Here is a 16,040-nt window from a genome sequence, read left to right as displayed (position 1 = left end):
AAGTTAAGTCCGGCGGTGTCCTACTCTCCCACAGGGTCCCCCCTGCAGTACCATCGGCGCAAAGAGTCTTAGCTTCCGGGTTCGGAATGTGACCGGGCGTTTCCCTCTTGCTATGGCCGCCGAAACAATTAGTGACGTATGTCAAAACTGAATCGAACAACACATCAAGTGTGTGTGTTCGGTTCTCGACCGTACATCGAGAACCACATAGTGGACGCAAGCAGTATTTTTCACGAAACTTCGATACAAAGTTCATGCTCCCACCTCAAGGGTGGGTTTGATTATCAAGTTATCGGCTTATTAGTACCGGTCAGCTCCGAGAGTCGTTAGTCCTCTCTTCCACATCCGGCCTATCAACCCAGTAGTCTAGCTGGGAGCCTCTCGCCCGAAGGCGTGGAAATCTCATCTTGAGGCCGGCTTCCCGCTTAGATGCTTTCAGCGGTTATCCATCCCGAACGTAGCTAATCAGCGGTGCTCCTGGCGGAACAACTGACACACCAGAGGTTCGTCCAACCCGGTCCTCTCGTACTAGGGTCAGATCCTCTCAAATTTCCTGCGCGCGCAGCGGATAGGGACCGAACTGTCTCACGACGTTCTAAACCCAGCTCGCGTACCGCTTTAATGGGCGAACAGCCCAACCCTTGGGACCTACTCCAGCCCCAGGATGCGACGAGCCGACATCGAGGTGCCAAACCATGCCGTCGATATGGACTCTTGGGCAAGATCAGCCTGTTATCCCCGAGGTACCTTTTATCCGTTGAGCGACAGCGCTTCCACAAGCCACTGCCGGATCACTAGTCCCGACTTTCGTCCCTGCTCGACTTGTCAGTCTCACAGTCAAGCTCCCTTGTGCACTTACACTCGACATCTGATTGCCAACCAGATTGAGGGAACCTTTGGGCGCCTCCGTTACTTTTTAGGAGGCAACCGCCCCAGTTAAACTACCCACCAGGCACTGTCCCTGAACCGGATTACGGTTCGAAGTTAGATATCCAATATGACCAGAGTGGTATTTCAACAACGACTCCACCGACACTAGCGTGCCGGCTTCACAGTCTCCCACCTATCCTACACAAGCCACACCGAACACCAATACCAAGCTGTAGTAAAGGTCACGGGGTCTTTCCGTCCTGCTGCGCGTAACGAGCATCTTTACTCGTAGTGCAATTTCGCCGAGTTCGCGGTTGAGACAGCTGGGAAGTCGTTACGCCATTCGTGCAGGTCGGAACTTACCCGACAAGGAATTTCGCTACCTTAGGATGGTTATAGTTACCACCGCCGTTTACTGGGGCTTAAATTCTCAGCTTCGCCTTACGGCTAACCGTTCCTCTTAACCTTCCAGCACCGGGCAGGCGTCAGTCCGTATACATCGTCTTGCGACTTGGCACGGACCTGTGTTTTTAGTAAACAGTCGCTTCCCACTGGTCTCTGCGGCCCTACCACGCTTCCCGGAGTAAATCCGTTGACGTGTCAGGCCCCCCTTCTCCCGAAGTTACGGGGGCATTTTGCCGAGTTCCTTAACCACGATTCTCTCGATCTCCTTGGTATTCTCTACCTGACCACCTGAGTCGGTTTGGGGTACGGGTGACTTGAACCTCGCGTCGATGCTTTTCTTGGCAGCATAGGATCATCGGATCTTGCCCTTGCGGGCTCCCCTTAAGTTCTCAGCCTGTGTGAGAGACGGATTTGCCTATCTCTCGGCCTACAACCTTGGCCTGGGACAACCATCGCCCAGGACCGACTACCTTCCTGCGTCACACCTGTTAATACGCTAACCGCACCAGCATAGGGTCGTGCGCTAGGCCCAGAGTCTCACCCCGAAGGGATCAATCACTGGGATTCAGACACTTAGCATTACTGGATTAGCTTGGGCGGTTCTTCGTCAGTACGGGAATATCAACCCGTTGTCCATCGACTACGCCTGTCGGCCTCGCCTTAGGTCCCGACTTACCCAGGGCGGATTAACCTGGCCCTGGAACCCTTGGTCTTTCGGAGGACGGGTTTCTCACCCGTCTTTCGCTACTCATGCCTGCATTCTCACTCGTGTGGCCTCCACGGCTGGTTTACACCGCCGCTTCGCTGGCCACACGACGCTCTCCTACCCATCAACATGGCTGGACCAACACACTAAATGTGCGGCCTACCTAAAACGTCAATGCCACAACTTCGGTGGCGTGCTTGAGCCCCGTTAAATTGTCGGCGCGGAATCACTTGACCAGTGAGCTATTACGCACTCTTTCAAGGGTGGCTGCTTCTAAGCCAACCTCCTGGTTGTCTGTGCAACTCCACATCCTTTCCCACTTAGCACGCGCTTGGGGACCTTAGTTGGTGGTCTGGGTTGTTTCCCTCTCGACGATGAAGCTTATCCCCCACCGTCTCACTGCTGCGCTCTCACTTACCGGCATTCGGAGTTTGGCTGACGTCAGTAACCTTTTGGGGCCCATTAGCCATCCAGTAGCTCTACCTCCGGTAAGAAACACGCAACGCTGCACCTAAATGCATTTCGGAGAGAACCAGCTATCACGAAGTTTGATTGGCCTTTCACCCCTATCCACAGCTCATCCCCTCAGTTTTCAACCTAAGTGGGTTCGGTCCTCCACGCGCTCTTACACGCGCTTCAACCTGGCCATGGATAGATCACTTCGCTTCGGGTCTAGGACATGCGACTGAATCGCCCTATTCAGACTCGCTTTCGCTACGGCTACCCCACACGGGTTAACCTCGCCACATATCGCTAACTCGCAGGCTCATTCTTCAAAAGGCACGCTGTCACCCCTACAAGGAGGCTCCAACGGTTTGTAAGCAAACGGTTTCAGGTACTATTTCACTCCCCTCCCGGGGTACTTTTCACCTTTCCCTCACGGTACTTGTTCGCTATCGGTCATCTGGGAGTATTTAGGCTTATCAGGTGGTCCTGACAGATTCACACGGGATTTCTCGGGCCCCGTGATACTTGGGATACTTCTCGCGCCATCACGTCATTTCGACTACGGGGTTCGCACCCTCTCTGACCAGGCTTTCAATCCTGTTCGTCTATAACGCTCTGTAACGCCGTACCAGCGGCAGCCAGTACTGAGAAGTCCCACAACCCCGAACATGCAACCCCTGCCGGGTATCACACATGCTCGGTTTAGCCTGTTCCGATTTCGCTCGCCACTACTGACGGAATCACTGTTGTTTTCTCTTCCTGTGGGTACTGAGATGTTTCACTTCCCCACGTTCCCTCTACCCGCCCTATATATTCAGGCGGGAGTCACCAGGTCGACTTGCGCCGCCTGGCGGGGTTTCCCCATTCGGAAATCCTCGGATCGAAGCTTGTTTATCAGCTCCCCGAGGCTTATCGCAGATTACTACGTCCTTCTTCGGCTCCAGATGCCAAGGCATCCACCGTTTGCTCTTAGAAACTTGCAATCACATGAGTTTGAATCGAATTTATCGTTTCGGAAAAATTGACCAATGAACTCTGAACCGAAGTTCAGAGCTAATTGTTTCTGTGATTTGAACATTAGATGTTCAAATCTAAGATGCTCGCGTCCACTGTGTAGTTCTCAAAGTACGGGCGGTACCCACCCCATCCAGCCACTGATGTGTCTGCTGAACAGGAGAAGGTCCAGAGGTACAGTCCACAACCACTTCCGTGATCATGTTCCGGTCCCTCAGGACCCAACAGCGTGCAACATGCGAACCGTGCCGGCCGGTGCTTTCCTTCCCAAACCAAAGCCTGGGCGTACTCATACCGGATCGAACCGATCCGCATCAATGTCAATGTTCCACCCATGAGCGCCAGCAGGAAACATTTGCTCCTGAACTGACTTGGCACCACTACTGCGTCCTGTAAACAGGGACGCGGGTGCACATGCTCCTTAGAAAGGAGGTGATCCAGCCGCACCTTCCGGTACGGCTACCTTGTTACGACTTAGTCCTAATTACCAATCCCACCTTAGACGGCTCCCTCCCAATAAAGGGTTAGGCCACCGGCGTCGGGTGTTACCGACTTTCATGACTTGACGGGCGGTGTGTACAAGGCCCGGGAACGTATTCACCGCAGCGTTGCTGATCTGCGATTACTAGCGACTCCGACTTCATGAGGTCGAGTTGCAGACCTCAATCCGAACTGGGACCAGCTTTTTGGGATTCGCTCCACCTTACGGTATTGCAGCCCTTTGTACTGGCCATTGTAGCATGCGTGAAGCCCAAGACATAAGGGGCATGATGATTTGACGTCGTCCCCACCTTCCTCCGAGTTGACCCCGGCAGTATCCCATGAGTTCCCACCATTACGTGCTGGCAACATAGAACGAGGGTTGCGCTCGTTGCGGGACTTAACCCAACATCTCACGACACGAGCTGACGACAACCATGCACCACCTGTATACCGACCTTGCGGGGCGACGATCTCTCGCCGTTTCCGGTATATGTCAAGCCTTGGTAAGGTTCTTCGCGTTGCATCGAATTAATCCGCATGCTCCGCCGCTTGTGCGGGCCCCCGTCAATTCCTTTGAGTTTTAGCCTTGCGGCCGTACTCCCCAGGCGGGGAACTTAATGCGTTAGCTGCGACACGGAGACCGTGGAATGGTCCCCACATCTAGTTCCCAACGTTTACGGGGTGGACTACCAGGGTATCTAAGCCTGTTTGCTCCCCACCCTTTCGCTCCTCAGCGTCAGTAACGGCCCAGAGATCTGCCTTCGCCATCGGTGTTCCTCCTGATATCTGCGCATTCCACCGCTACACCAGGAATTCCAATCTCCCCTACCGCACTCTAGTCTGCCCGTACCCACTGCAGGCCCGAGGTTGAGCCTCGGGTTTTCACAGCAGACGCGACAAACCGCCTACGAGCTCTTTACGCCCAATAATTCCGGACAACGCTTGCACCCTACGTATTACCGCGGCTGCTGGCACGTAGTTAGCCGGTGCTTTTTCTGCAGGTACCGTCACTTTCGCTTCTTCCCTGCTAAAAGAGGTTTACAACCCGAAGGCCGTCGTCCCTCACGCGGCGTTGCTGCATCAGGCTTTCGCCCATTGTGCAATATTCCCCACTGCTGCCTCCCGTAGGAGTCTGGGCCGTGTCTCAGTCCCAGTGTGGCCGGTCACCCTCTCAGGCCGGCTACCCGTCGTAGGCTTGGTGAGCCATTACCTCACCAACTACCTGATAGGCCGCGAGTCCATCCTTGACCGAAATTCTTTCCACCAACACTCGATGCCGAGGCTGGTCGTATCCGGTATTAGACGTCGTTTCCAACGCTTATCCCAGAGTCAAGGGCAGGTTACTCACGTGTTACTCACCCGTTCGCCACTAATCCAGAGAGCAAGCTCTCCTTCATCGTTCGACTTGCATGTGTTAAGCACGCCGCCAGCGTTCGTCCTGAGCCAGGATCAAACTCTCCGTAAATGTTTAATCGCACGACACCCGAAAGTGCCGGCACATTATTTGCGGTAACGAACCGGAATAGGTTCAGAAACCGCGAGTTTGAAACTGACAGAACAAATCATTACTGACTTGCTTTGTTGTTTAAATGTTTTCCAAAGGAATCCGTAACCCAACCAGAAAAGGTTGAGTTGCCGGGTATTTGGCATTTGACATTGTGCACGCTGTTGAGTTCTCAAGGATCGGATGCTCCTGCTTTTCACCCTCTCGGGCTGCTCCGCAGGGCAACTTCTCTAACTTACCACTCGAAAAGTTCTTGTCAAATCGGCCGTTTTGCGCTCCGACTAAGAGTCGGCGCACCAAATCGACCGCCTGAATTGCTTCAGCTTGTTCGAGTGGAGGTTGTTAATCCTAAGGCAGTGAACGCCGACACTCAAGAGCGCCTGTTCTTTTACCTGGATTTGGTCCCGCATGAGGCCGGCGAGCTGTTCCGCTCTGCCGCACCTTTGGGGTGACAAGTAAGAACTTTACGTTCGATCCGGACGCCCCGCAAATTCGGGCTGCGGCCCGGGCGTGTCGCGCTGTGCTCGCCCGGAATTCCGCGGATCTCGCGTCGCCCGCGGCTAGCGGACGGCTTGGTCGTCGGTCGCTTCGCCGCGCAGCATCCGCACCCACGCGGCCAGATAGAGAGCCCCGGCGTCGTCGTGGATCAGGGTGCTGTGGTGCCGTACCGGGTATGGCGTCTCGGGCACACCGTCCGCTGGGCGCACATCGACGTGCACGACGTCGTGTCCCTCGCCGTGCAGCCAATCCGCCATGGCGTAGTCGGTTCGTGAATCGCCAAGTGTGCGCCACGACTGCGGCATGCCGGCGCCGTCGGCCTCGAGCAGGGCGAGGAATTTACTCGCGCCGAGGTCCTTGCCGAGTCTCACCGATTCGATGTCGGTCGAGATGATCGTGGGGTCGATCCGGAACGGCGTAGCCCCGGATGCGTCCAGGACGGTGTCGTCTCCCCACTCGTAGCCCAGACCGTGTGCGGTGAGCTGGGCGGCCGCATCGGAATCGAAAGCTTCCCGTCGAGCCGCGAACTCCTCAGCAGAAACATCCATTCGTTGTTCGACGGACACCATGGCCCGCTTGGTCTCATCGAAGAACACGAGGTCGTCATACGATGTCGAAACGAGGTCGCGGATGGCCTCCCCGTATTCCGGCGGGAGGGCCAGCGACCCATCCACGTCGATCTCCCCGAATCCGGCCGGGGTGATGCGGGCGACAACGGCGCCCTTTTCGCAAATGGCCCAGACGCGTGCGTCGCCGCTGAGCCCGCCTGCGATCAGCTGGGGCAGGACTTCGGCGCGAATGAAGGCGTCGGATCGGCCCGTATTGAACGCGATCGGTACCCCGCCGTTGGCCAGTTCGACTAGGTCGCGCGCAATGCTCGGGACCTGGATGCTCCGGGTGATCGGGCTGGCTATCGGGCCATCGACGTCGAGCAGGAGTCCGAGAACAGGAGAAGCATCAGTCACCGCGCCAGTCTACGCGTGATCTTCAGCGGCGATCCGGCCGCGCGAAAAGTGGAAAGCCCCCGCAACCTGAGGCTTCGGGGGCTCTGCGAGCTACGGGGCAGAATCGACGTTGGATTTCGTCGGCCGATAGCCGGCGAGCTCGGCGCGGATGTCGCCCTCTGCGTGTCCGCCCTTCTCCTTGCCGAACGGCAGCACTTTCAGCAGCGGGTGCAGGATCGCCAGAACGGCGAGGCCCCACGCGAGACCGAGGACGGCCGAGCACAGAGTGTTCACGAGCCACGCCAGGAAGCCACCCACTACCGGGATGCCGGCGAAAGGCGTCTCGAGGACGTGGACGATGTCATACGGCGCATGCCAGCCGAGGTCGTACGCTCCCTGCAGCATGATGTGACCACCCACCCACAGCATGGCGATCGTCCCGACAAAGGTGATCGCGGCGAGCACGGCGGGCATCCCCTTCACGAGCAGCGCGCCGAAACGCTGTGAGCCCGCGGAGTCTTTGGTCGTCAGGTGCAGGCCGATGTCGTCCATCTTGACGATGAGCGCGACGGCACCGTACACAAGAATCGTGATCGCAAACGCTACGACGACCAGGATGATCGCTCGGACCCACAGTGACTCATCCGCGACCTCGTTCATCGAGATCACCATGATCTCGCAGGAGAGGATGAAGTCGGTGGTGATGGCGCCTTTGGTCACCTTCGCCTCCGCCTGGGGGCCCCGTTCGACCGCAGGTGCCTTCTCAGCTTCGGAGTGGCCGCGAACCTTGTGCCAGACCTTCTCGGCGCCCTCGTAGCAGAGGTAGGTGCCACCGAGCATGAGGATGAACGGAATGACCGCGGGGATGAAGGCACTGATGAGCAGCAGCGCCGGAAGGATGATCAAGAGTTTGTTCCTGAGCGAGCCCCAGAAGATCCGCTTGATCATCGGCAATTCGCGCGACGGGTCCGCACCTGACACGTACTGCGGGGTGACCGCGGCGTCGTCGATGACCACACCGGCAGCTTTCGCACCCGCCTTGGCGGCTCCGGCGGCGACGTCGTCGATCGAGGCGGCCGCTATGCGGGCCAGGGCTGCGACATCGTCCAGCAGGGCGACGAGACCGCCGCTCACAGAACTCCCCCGCCCTGCTGGAGGGCGGATGGCTGACCGTTGCTGCCTCGCGGATTTGGCATGGTCCGAGTATACGGGCGGCTTCACTGTGCCCAGAACAAAGGCCCCGGCTTCCCAGCGTTACCGGGAGTCGGGGCCTTCTGTTTGGCGGTGGCGGTGGGATTTGAACCCACGGTGCGCTTTAGACGCACACAACTTTTCGAGAGTTGCACCTTCGGCCGCTCGGACACGCCACCGCGGTCGAGTGTAGTTGATCAACGCAGCCTGCGCGAATTGAGGAACTTTCCACCGGTGAAGCCCGTCAGCCCCGGTGTCGGATGCCGCGGATAAGCTCGGTCCATGGCTAAACCGACCTCGACCTTCAAGTGCACCGAGTGCGGCTGGCAGACCCTCAAATGGGCGGGCCGGTGCGGCGAATGCCAGCAGTGGGGCACTGTGGTCGATGTCTCGGTCGAAACCGGGATCGTCCAGCGGGTGACCCCGGCATCGCTCTCCGCTGACCGCTCTGCCAGGCCGATCACGGAGATCACCGAGGCGGATGTCGCGCACTGGCCCACCGGTATCGACGAATTCGACCGTGTGCTTGGCGGGGGCATCGTTCCCGGCGCAGCCATCCTGCTGTCCGGCGAACCCGGTGTCGGTAAGTCGACGCTGCTTCTCGAGGTCGCGGCAAAAGCAGCTCTGGCGAAGTCGCGCGTGCTCTATGTGAGCGCTGAAGAGTCGGTGAACCAGGTCAAGCTCCGAGCGCGACGAACCGGTGCGCTCAGCGACAACCTCTTCCTCGCCGCAGAGACGGACCTCGGCGTGGTGCTCGGCCAGATCGACTCCGTGCAACCGCAGCTTCTCATCGTCGACTCCGTCCAGACGGTGTCCAGTCCGCTGTCTGACGGCATCGCCGGGCAACCTAGCCAGGTTCGCGAAGTTGCCCAGACCCTGATCCGGGTCGCCAAAGAACGCGGCCTGCCCGTGCTTCTCGTCGGGCACGTCACGAAAGACGGCAGCATCGCCGGGCCACGGCTGCTCGAACACCTCGTCGACGTCGTGTGCCAGTTCGAAGGCGACCGGCATACCTCGCTGCGGTTCGTCCGTGCGCTGAAAAACCGCTTCGGCCCAACGGATGAGGTCGGATGCTTCGAGATGACCGGTGACGGCATCGCGGAGGTTCCCGATCCCAGTTCGCTCTTCCTCAGCCGCGGAGCAGCTGTCTCCGGAACCTGCGTCACGGTCTCGATGGAAGGCAAGCGGGCGATTCCGGTCGAAATCCAGGCGCTCGTCCTCGAGACCCCGATGCCCAATCCGCGGCGGGTGACCAACGGTGTCGATTCGTCTCGGGTGGCGATGCTGCTCGCCGTGTTGTCCCAGCGCGCCGGCATCAAACTGCACGACAAGGACGTATACGTGTCGACCGTCGGCGGGGTGAAACTCACCGAACCAGGCGCAGACCTGGCAATCGCCATCGCGATCGCCTCGGCGGCATCCGATTACCCTGTCCCCCACGATTTCGCCGCATTCGGAGAGATTTCCCTCGCGGGTGAAGTGCGCCCGGTCGCCGCCGCGAAGCAGCGCCTGGGCGAAGCCCGGCGCCTGGGGTATCAAACCATTGTCGATGCGTCGGTCGGGAGCATCCGCGAAGCACTGACGTCAGCCAGGAACGCCGCAGGGTCCGCCTTTGACAAGGAACTCGATCGGGCCTTCTGACCGGACGGTTTCTCAGAGCGCGAGCACCCGGAGCAGCTCATCCGGCGTAGCCTGCATGGGATGCGGGCCCGCGATGTCGAAGAAGACGGTCTCGATTTCGCTGCCGTGGGTGCGCAGGAATGTGTGCAGCCAGACGCCGTCCTGAAGGCCGACCGTCGGCGGAAGCGCGGCGGGTTTGTTCGCCGCGTCGGAGAAGAGCAGAAGAGCCAGCCGGCCCGATTCCGGTTGCCGGTAGGTCCAGACCTCGCCGGTGTCGGTGGGTTTGTCGCGCTGGCCGGCCTTGAGAAGCGGCACGATCACGCGGTCGTTGCGCAGCGCAAAAGCGACGGCGGCCATGTCCTGATGCTCGAGCGCCTCCGCGAGTACCTGCGAGCGGAACGACGGCTGCTTCTTTTTTGAGGACATGCTGACTATCATCTCAGCCCTGAAGGATGAACTGCTTGGACTCTTCGCTCACGAATCCACCGACGGCGGTGCTGAGGTGGTACGAGGCACCACCTGCGGGTGCCGCCGGGCGCCCCTCTTCGCACGTCGACGGAGTGGAGCGGGTCCGGTCCCACGCGATCGGCGCGGTCGAGGCGACGACCTGTCCGGCTTCGAGGGTCACCAGGGCGTCAACCGGCTCGACCTGGCAATCCGTCGACGTCCAGTACACCTCGTCGCCGCTCTTGACGGTGAAGACCTGGGCGGCTGTTCCCACGTTGACACCGCAGGCAGCGTCGCTTGTGTTCGTGATCCGCAGCGAGAGTTGCGGAAGTTCACCCGCCGCATAGCTGGGCTTATCGGTGAGCGCTTCGACAAGGATATCGCCCTCTATGCACGCTACTCCTGCACCGGGAGTCGCGGTCGGCGTCGCTGATGCCGTCGACGAAGTTTCGGTTTTGGGCTTCTCCTGCTGGGTGGCGCCGGAGGTCGAGCCGGGCTTCCAGATCACCAGGGCGATGATCGCGATGATGGCGACGAATCCGGCCAGAACCCAGAGTCGCCTGCGCACGTAGACGCTCTTCGGTTCGCGCCCGTTGCGTTCGTTGGTCGACATGGCTTCAGGATATCCAGCCGTCGGATGCCGCAACACGAAGACGCGCGGAGGGTCGCGATTGCGTCCCTCCGCGGGTCGACGTTTCGAAGCCGGGACTCGGCTCAGGAGCTCAGACTCACCTCCAGCCGAACAGCTTCGAGAGCCAGCTGATGACCTTCTTGATGATCTCAACCACTTTCTCAATCGGCGTCGGCGGAGTCGGCTGCTCTGCTGCTGTGACGGTCAGCGGCACGGTGACCGTTGTTCCGGACTCCTGCGCGGTGATCGTCACCGTCTTGGTGCCTGCGCCCTCCGGAACCGTGAACGACACAGTCGCTGCTCCGGCGGAGACTGGGGCGGTCGCCACGACGACTCCGTCGACGGCGGCGGTGACGAGGGTGTTCACCGGGCTGCCGAGCGAGGTCAGGTCGAGCTTCGAGAGGTTCAGCGTCACGGTGCTGCCCTCGGTCACTGGACCGGTCGGAATGCCGGTGACCTGAACCGAACGACGGTCGAAGCTCGGTGAGACGGGGCTGTTGGCGGTGATGTAAGCGATCCAGGCATCCCGGTCAACGAGACCCGAATCGCGGGTGTCGGTGCCCTCGGTGAAGATCCGGAAGTTATCTCCGCCCTGGAGCAGGAAGCTGAACGATCCGATCCGGTACGACGCCGCCGGGTCGATCGGAGCCCCGTTCACCGTGATGCTCGTGATCCTGTCGCCCTGCGCCCTAGCGGGGTCGAAGGTGTACGTCACGTTGTCCGAAAGACCGAGCTGGAGGTAGGAGCGGGTTGGGATGGTTCCGTCGGCGTTGGTCTGCCACTGCTGCTCGAGCATGATCTTGAACTGAGCTCCGGTGAGGGATGTCGTCCACAGGTTGTTAAGGAACGGCAGGACCGCGTTGGCCTCGGCGTAGGTGATGTCACCCGTGTCGATGTCCGCGCGCAGTCCGCCTGGGTTGACGACGCCGATCTCGGCACCGCCGCGGTCGGCTGATGAGAGCGAGTCGACGAGCGCGTTAGCGACGAAGTTGCCGAGCGTCGACTCCGATGCGCGGTCATCCCTGGCTCCGTTGGCGAATGCGGTCGTGATCGGCGCGGTGGCGCTTCCGACAACCTGCTGCCCGATCACGTTCGACTCCGCAATCGCCGCCTTGACGATTCGGTCGACCTCGGCGACGGCCGGGTACGCCGCGATGAGGTCAGCATCGGCCGTCGTGAGCCGGGGGACGTTGCGTGCTTCGTAGTTCGTGACATCGCCGGTCGTCTTGTCCACGGTCAGGACGATCTGGCCGATGTTCGCACCGTAACTGCCCGTCTGCACGATCGGACGGGTTTCGCCGGGAACTCCGGGGATAGGAGCATCCCACACGTACTCCATGTGGGTGTGGCCGGTGAAGATGGCGTCGACCTCGGCGGTCGTCTTCGACACGATGTCGGCGAAGGCGCCGCCTGCGAGGATCGCCTGTTCAAGCGTTGAGCCGTTGGGCAGGCCGGATCCCTCGTGGTACTCCGCCACGAGAACGTCCGCTTCACCGTTCGCCTCGTCGCCGTCCGTCAGCTGGGCTGCGACCCGGTTCACGGCTTCGACGGGGTCGCCGAAGTCGAGGTCCGCAACGCCTGCGGGTGAAACGAGGGTCGGGGTTTCCTGGGTTACGGCTCCGATCACGGCGACGTCGACTCCGTCGACTTCCAAGATCGCGTACTCGTCGAGGGCGGGGGTTGTCGTGCCCTTCTGGTAGACGTTAGCGCCGAGGTACTCGAGTCGGGCGTTCTGCCCCCCGTTGATCACTCGGTCGACGAGGTCGTCATAGCCCCGGTCGAATTCGTGGTTGCCGACGGCACTGGCCGCAAGGGCGAGCGCGTTCAGCACGTCGATGGTGGGCTGGTCCTGAAGGGATGACGAAGCGAACAGCGAGGCGCCGATGTTGTCACCTGCCGAGAGGAACAACGACTGGCCCGGTCCGAACTGTGCCTTAAGCGACTCGATTGTTCCGGCGAACTTCACGGTGTTGGCGTCGATCCGCCCGTGGAAGTCGTTGATGTTCAGCAGGTTGACGGTCGACGTCGTCGCAGCGGCGTCGATCCCGATGATCATCGGGTCGTGGTCGCTCGACCGGTACACGTCCTCGGAGTAGAAGTTCGTCGCGTTGTAGTTGTACCGCGAGTACTCGAGGGCGATCGATTCGACCGAGTTGATGTTCCAGATGTCTGCGCCGGTGACCGAGGCGTCTGCTTCTTCAGACGCGAACACATAGTCGAGTGAACCAACGGCCTTGCCGAACTGGTAGGTGTGCTCACCGGTCTTGGCGCCCTGGCTGACGTAGCCGGCGCTCTCGAGGACGGCGATCGGCGATTCCTTGGCGTACGAGTTGAAGTCTCCGGTGAGGAAGACTCTTTCTGTGCCCAGCTCAGTCTTGAATTGGTCGGCGAAGGCGACAAGCGCTGTGGCCTGGCGAGTGCGGTCACCGGAGTATGCGCCCTCACCGGAGTCGACGTTGTCCCCTGTCGCTCCGCCGTCGCTCTTCGACTTGAAGTGGTTGGCGATGACGAGGAAGGTCTCAGCGTTCGCTGATCCGGCTGGCTTGAACGCCTGCGCGTTGGGCTCCCGGGCGTTCGTGAAGGCCGGCGAATCGAGAAGGATCCGGCTCTCGCCGACGGTGTCGATCGTCGCCGCTTTGAAGATGAAGGCGGTGCGGATTACATCCTCGTCGGCGGGCACTGCTTCCGGTGACGGCACGAACGACCAGACGTCGCTGCCTGCGTCGGCATTGAGAGCGTCGACGAGGACACCGAGGGCGAAGTCGCGATCCTTACCGACGGCGGCGGAGTTCTCGATCTCCTCGAGGGAGACGATGTCCGCGTCAAGCGCGTTGATCGCCGTGACGATCTTCGCCTGCTGGCGGGCGAGGTTTTCGGCGTTCGCCGCACCCCGTACACCGCAACCTGCAGCATCCGAGTTGTTCACCGTGATCGGGTTGCCCGCGCGGTCTGTGTAGTACGTGCATCCGGTGCGATCTGCGCCGGTAGTGGCGAAGTAGTTGAGCACGTTGAAGGTCGCGAGCGAAATGTCGCCGCCGACGTCCTCCGGCGCGGGGGTACGGGTGTTCCCGAACGTGATCGGCTGTACGGTGCCCGCGTTCTCAGCGGTCAGATGCGTGGTGGGCTGGAACTTCCAGTTGTTGTTGCGGTAGTCGAGGATGACCGGCGCCGTGAATGCCACGGGAGCTCCGACCCGCACCGGGGCATCCTGTGACAGGTACGGGAGAGGGAACTTCTTGTTCGCTCCCCCGTTCGCTGTGCTGAGGAAGTTGATCGTGGAGCCGTCGTCGAGGGTGACAAGTTCCGTGTCGAACCGGGTCGCTGCCGCCGCGTTCTCGGGTGTGCCGGGAGCGCCGAGTACCGTCGGATTCACGAGCGGGGTCGTGGATGCGGCCAGCCCGATTTCGCCGTACTGGTTCGTGTTGAAGACGTCGGTGACCGTGAAGTCGCCGGCAGGGGCGATCAGCATTCCCTCGAGACGTTCACGTTCGGCGGCCGTTTTGGGGTAGCCGATCACGGCTGCGACGGGTGCGACGACGCTCGAGGCATCGAGTTGGCTGAGCCCGGCGGCATCGGCGACGGTGATCTGGGTGAGTCCGAAGTACTCGGAGACCGTGCCGGTCACCTGGACGTACTGACCGACTGCGACGGATGCCACGGTGCTCGGCGAGTAGACGAAGAGCGCATCGGATGCCGTCTGTCCGACGCCTGTACCGCCGGTGCCCGGAGTCTGCAGGTAGTAACCGGCGAAGCCGCCGGTTGAGTATGCCGCGGTGACGACGCCGGTTGTGGTGACGGCGGTGCCGGCCTTCGGGCTGGCGTCTCCGGTCCCCTGGATGTCCGCGATCGTCACTGCGCCGGGTCCGGCGGGCGGGTCCACCGGATCGACCGGGTCGACCGGGTCCACGGGGTCGATGGGCGCGGTTCCGGGTGAGTTCTGCGGCGTGATTGCCGCGGAGAGAGTGAAGTCGGCGGAGTTGTTGTTGGTGTCGGCGAACGCGGTGCGGGTGACGCTCTTGACGTCGGTGTTTCCTGCTGGCGATGTGGCCGCTGCCGTTTCGAAGGTGTTCGAGGTGCCGTAGCCGAGCAGGTCGACGACGGCGGGATCCGCGGTGACCGAGCCGGGGGCTGGAGCGATCGCCGCGCTGGACGAGACGAGGGCGAGGGTACCGTTCGTGCCGCTCGGGGTCACGCCGGTTGTGGCGTCCGGGGTCGGAAGGTCCGCACCGGCGGTGCCGTTGCTGTTCATTGCCACGAGGTAGTAGCCCTCAGCCGGGATCGTCCCGGTCAGGGCGCCGACGCCGGTGAACGCCGTTGATGCCCCGGCGGAACGGTACTGCAGCGACCAGCCGCTGATGTCGATGGCGGCATCGGTCGGGTTGTACAGCTCGACGAATTTGTTCTTGAAGGCTGCCCCAGCGCTTCCGCCGGAGAGATACGCCTCATTGATCACCACCCCTGTGCCGTCGACGCTGGCCGAAGCGGGAAGCACCGCGAGAGGCGCGGCCGCGAGACCGACGAGTGATGCGAAGGCGGTGGTACGCCAGAGGCGCTTGGACAGCAACATTGGTCTCCCGAAGTTCATGCGACGGTTGAACGGCGCACCGGCAGTGCGCTCCATTGCGGCACAGGCCGGGGACAGCGGCAGCAACACTCGTAACGCTAGGGCTGCTGCATGACGCCGATTCACCCGAGGGGTAAACAGTTAGTAAAAACTATCCACGCCCAAGTACCCCCACAAGAGTGACAACAAATGAGCAGATTAGAGGCGTTTCAGCATTCGAGAGTTTCCGAGCGTGTTCGGCTTTACTCGAGCGAGGTCGAGGAATTCTGCGACTCCTTCGTCGGAGGAACGCACCATCTCCGAGTAGATTTCCGGGTCGATGACGCCCTCGCCGATCTCGCCGTAGCCATTGCGGGTGAAAAAAGACACCTCGAAGGTCAGGCAGAACAGGCGCGACAGCCCGAGCTCACGGGCATCCGCTTCGAGCCGCTCAAGGAGCGCGCGACCGACTCCCGTGCCGAGCCAGGCGGGAGCGACGGCCAGGGTGCGCACCTCGCCGAGGTCCTCCCACATCACGTGCAGCGCCCCGCAGCCGATGAGCGTTCCGTCGGATGCCTCTGCCACGCGGAATTCCTGAACCGACTCGTAAAAGACGACACGTTCCTTGCCGAGCAGGATGCGCTCGGCCACGAGGGGCTCGATCAGCGTCCGGATAGCGGCGACATCGGAGGTGCGGGCGCGACGGACGGTGTATTCGGGGTGCGACATGAGCGCAA

The 16,040-nt window shown here is 60.9% G+C and carries 7 protein-coding genes, 1 tRNA gene and 3 rRNA genes; 1 reads left to right on the top strand and 10 read right to left on the bottom strand.

Annotated elements, in window-relative coordinates; genetic code table 11:
- Nucleotides 1-7: 7 nt before the first annotated feature.
- The 6 genes from rrf to BM197_RS09055 form a co-directional block, all read right to left on the bottom strand.
- Nucleotides 8-124: ribosomal RNA gene (rrf, locus tag BM197_RS09080) — 5S ribosomal RNA — on the bottom strand.
- A gap of 156 nt (nt 125-280) precedes the next feature.
- Nucleotides 281-3,411, bottom strand: a 23S ribosomal RNA gene (locus BM197_RS09075).
- Between the two features lie 456 nt (nt 3,412-3,867).
- Nucleotides 3,868-5,390 (bottom strand): 16S ribosomal RNA (locus tag BM197_RS09070).
- The 16S, 23S and 5S rRNA genes sit together here, the layout of an rRNA operon.
- Before the next feature lie 599 nt (nt 5,391-5,989).
- Nucleotides 5,990-6,892: a hypothetical protein gene (locus tag BM197_RS09065; RefSeq protein ID WP_090710743.1), complete on the bottom strand. Its 903-nt coding sequence runs from the start codon at nt 6,890-6,892 to the stop codon at nt 5,990-5,992.
- A gap of 90 nt (nt 6,893-6,982) precedes the next feature.
- A complete protein-coding gene (locus BM197_RS09060; RefSeq protein WP_090710742.1) occupies nt 6,983-8,005 on the bottom strand; it encodes a DUF808 domain-containing protein in 1,023 nt (340 codons plus the stop codon).
- Nucleotides 8,006-8,150: 145 nt separating this feature from the next.
- Nucleotides 8,151-8,241 (bottom strand) — tRNA-Ser (locus BM197_RS09055).
- Between the two features lie 103 nt (nt 8,242-8,344).
- Here BM197_RS09055 and radA point away from each other — a divergent pair.
- Entirely contained in the window at nt 8,345-9,703 is a 1,359-nt protein-coding gene (gene radA / locus BM197_RS09050; protein WP_090710740.1) for a DNA repair protein RadA, read from the top strand.
- A gap of 12 nt (nt 9,704-9,715) precedes the next feature.
- Here the strand turns inward: radA and BM197_RS09045 are convergent, their stop codons facing one another.
- The 4 genes from BM197_RS09045 to BM197_RS09030 all read right to left on the bottom strand — a co-directional run bounded on the left by BM197_RS09045 (nt 9,716) and on the right by BM197_RS09030 (nt 16,032).
- Nucleotides 9,716-10,108, bottom strand: a complete 393-nt coding sequence (locus BM197_RS09045) for an SseB family protein (protein ID WP_090710785.1) — start codon at nt 10,106-10,108, stop codon at nt 9,716-9,718.
- 13 nt (nt 10,109-10,121) lie between these two features.
- The gene (locus BM197_RS09040; protein ID WP_090710739.1) at nt 10,122-10,742 is read right to left on the bottom strand and encodes a hypothetical protein; all 621 of its coding nucleotides are present in this window, start codon (nt 10,740-10,742) and stop codon (nt 10,122-10,124) included.
- 115 nt (nt 10,743-10,857) lie between these two features.
- Nucleotides 10,858-15,327: an ExeM/NucH family extracellular endonuclease gene (locus BM197_RS09035; RefSeq protein WP_090710737.1), complete on the bottom strand. Its 4,470-nt coding sequence runs from the start codon at nt 15,325-15,327 to the stop codon at nt 10,858-10,860.
- A 195-nt stretch (nt 15,328-15,522) separates the two neighbouring features.
- Nucleotides 15,523-16,032: an amino-acid N-acetyltransferase gene (locus BM197_RS09030; protein ID WP_090710736.1), complete on the bottom strand. Its 510-nt coding sequence runs from the start codon at nt 16,030-16,032 to the stop codon at nt 15,523-15,525.
- Nucleotides 16,033-16,040: the final 8 nt, after the last annotated feature.

The sequence above is a fragment of the Mycetocola miduiensis genome (assembly GCF_900115155.1).
Classification (GTDB): Bacteria; Actinomycetota; Actinomycetes; order Actinomycetales; family Microbacteriaceae; genus Mycetocola_A; species Mycetocola_A miduiensis.
Note: the sequence above shows the minus strand (reverse complement) of the source record. Positions and strands in the feature narration are given on the sequence as shown.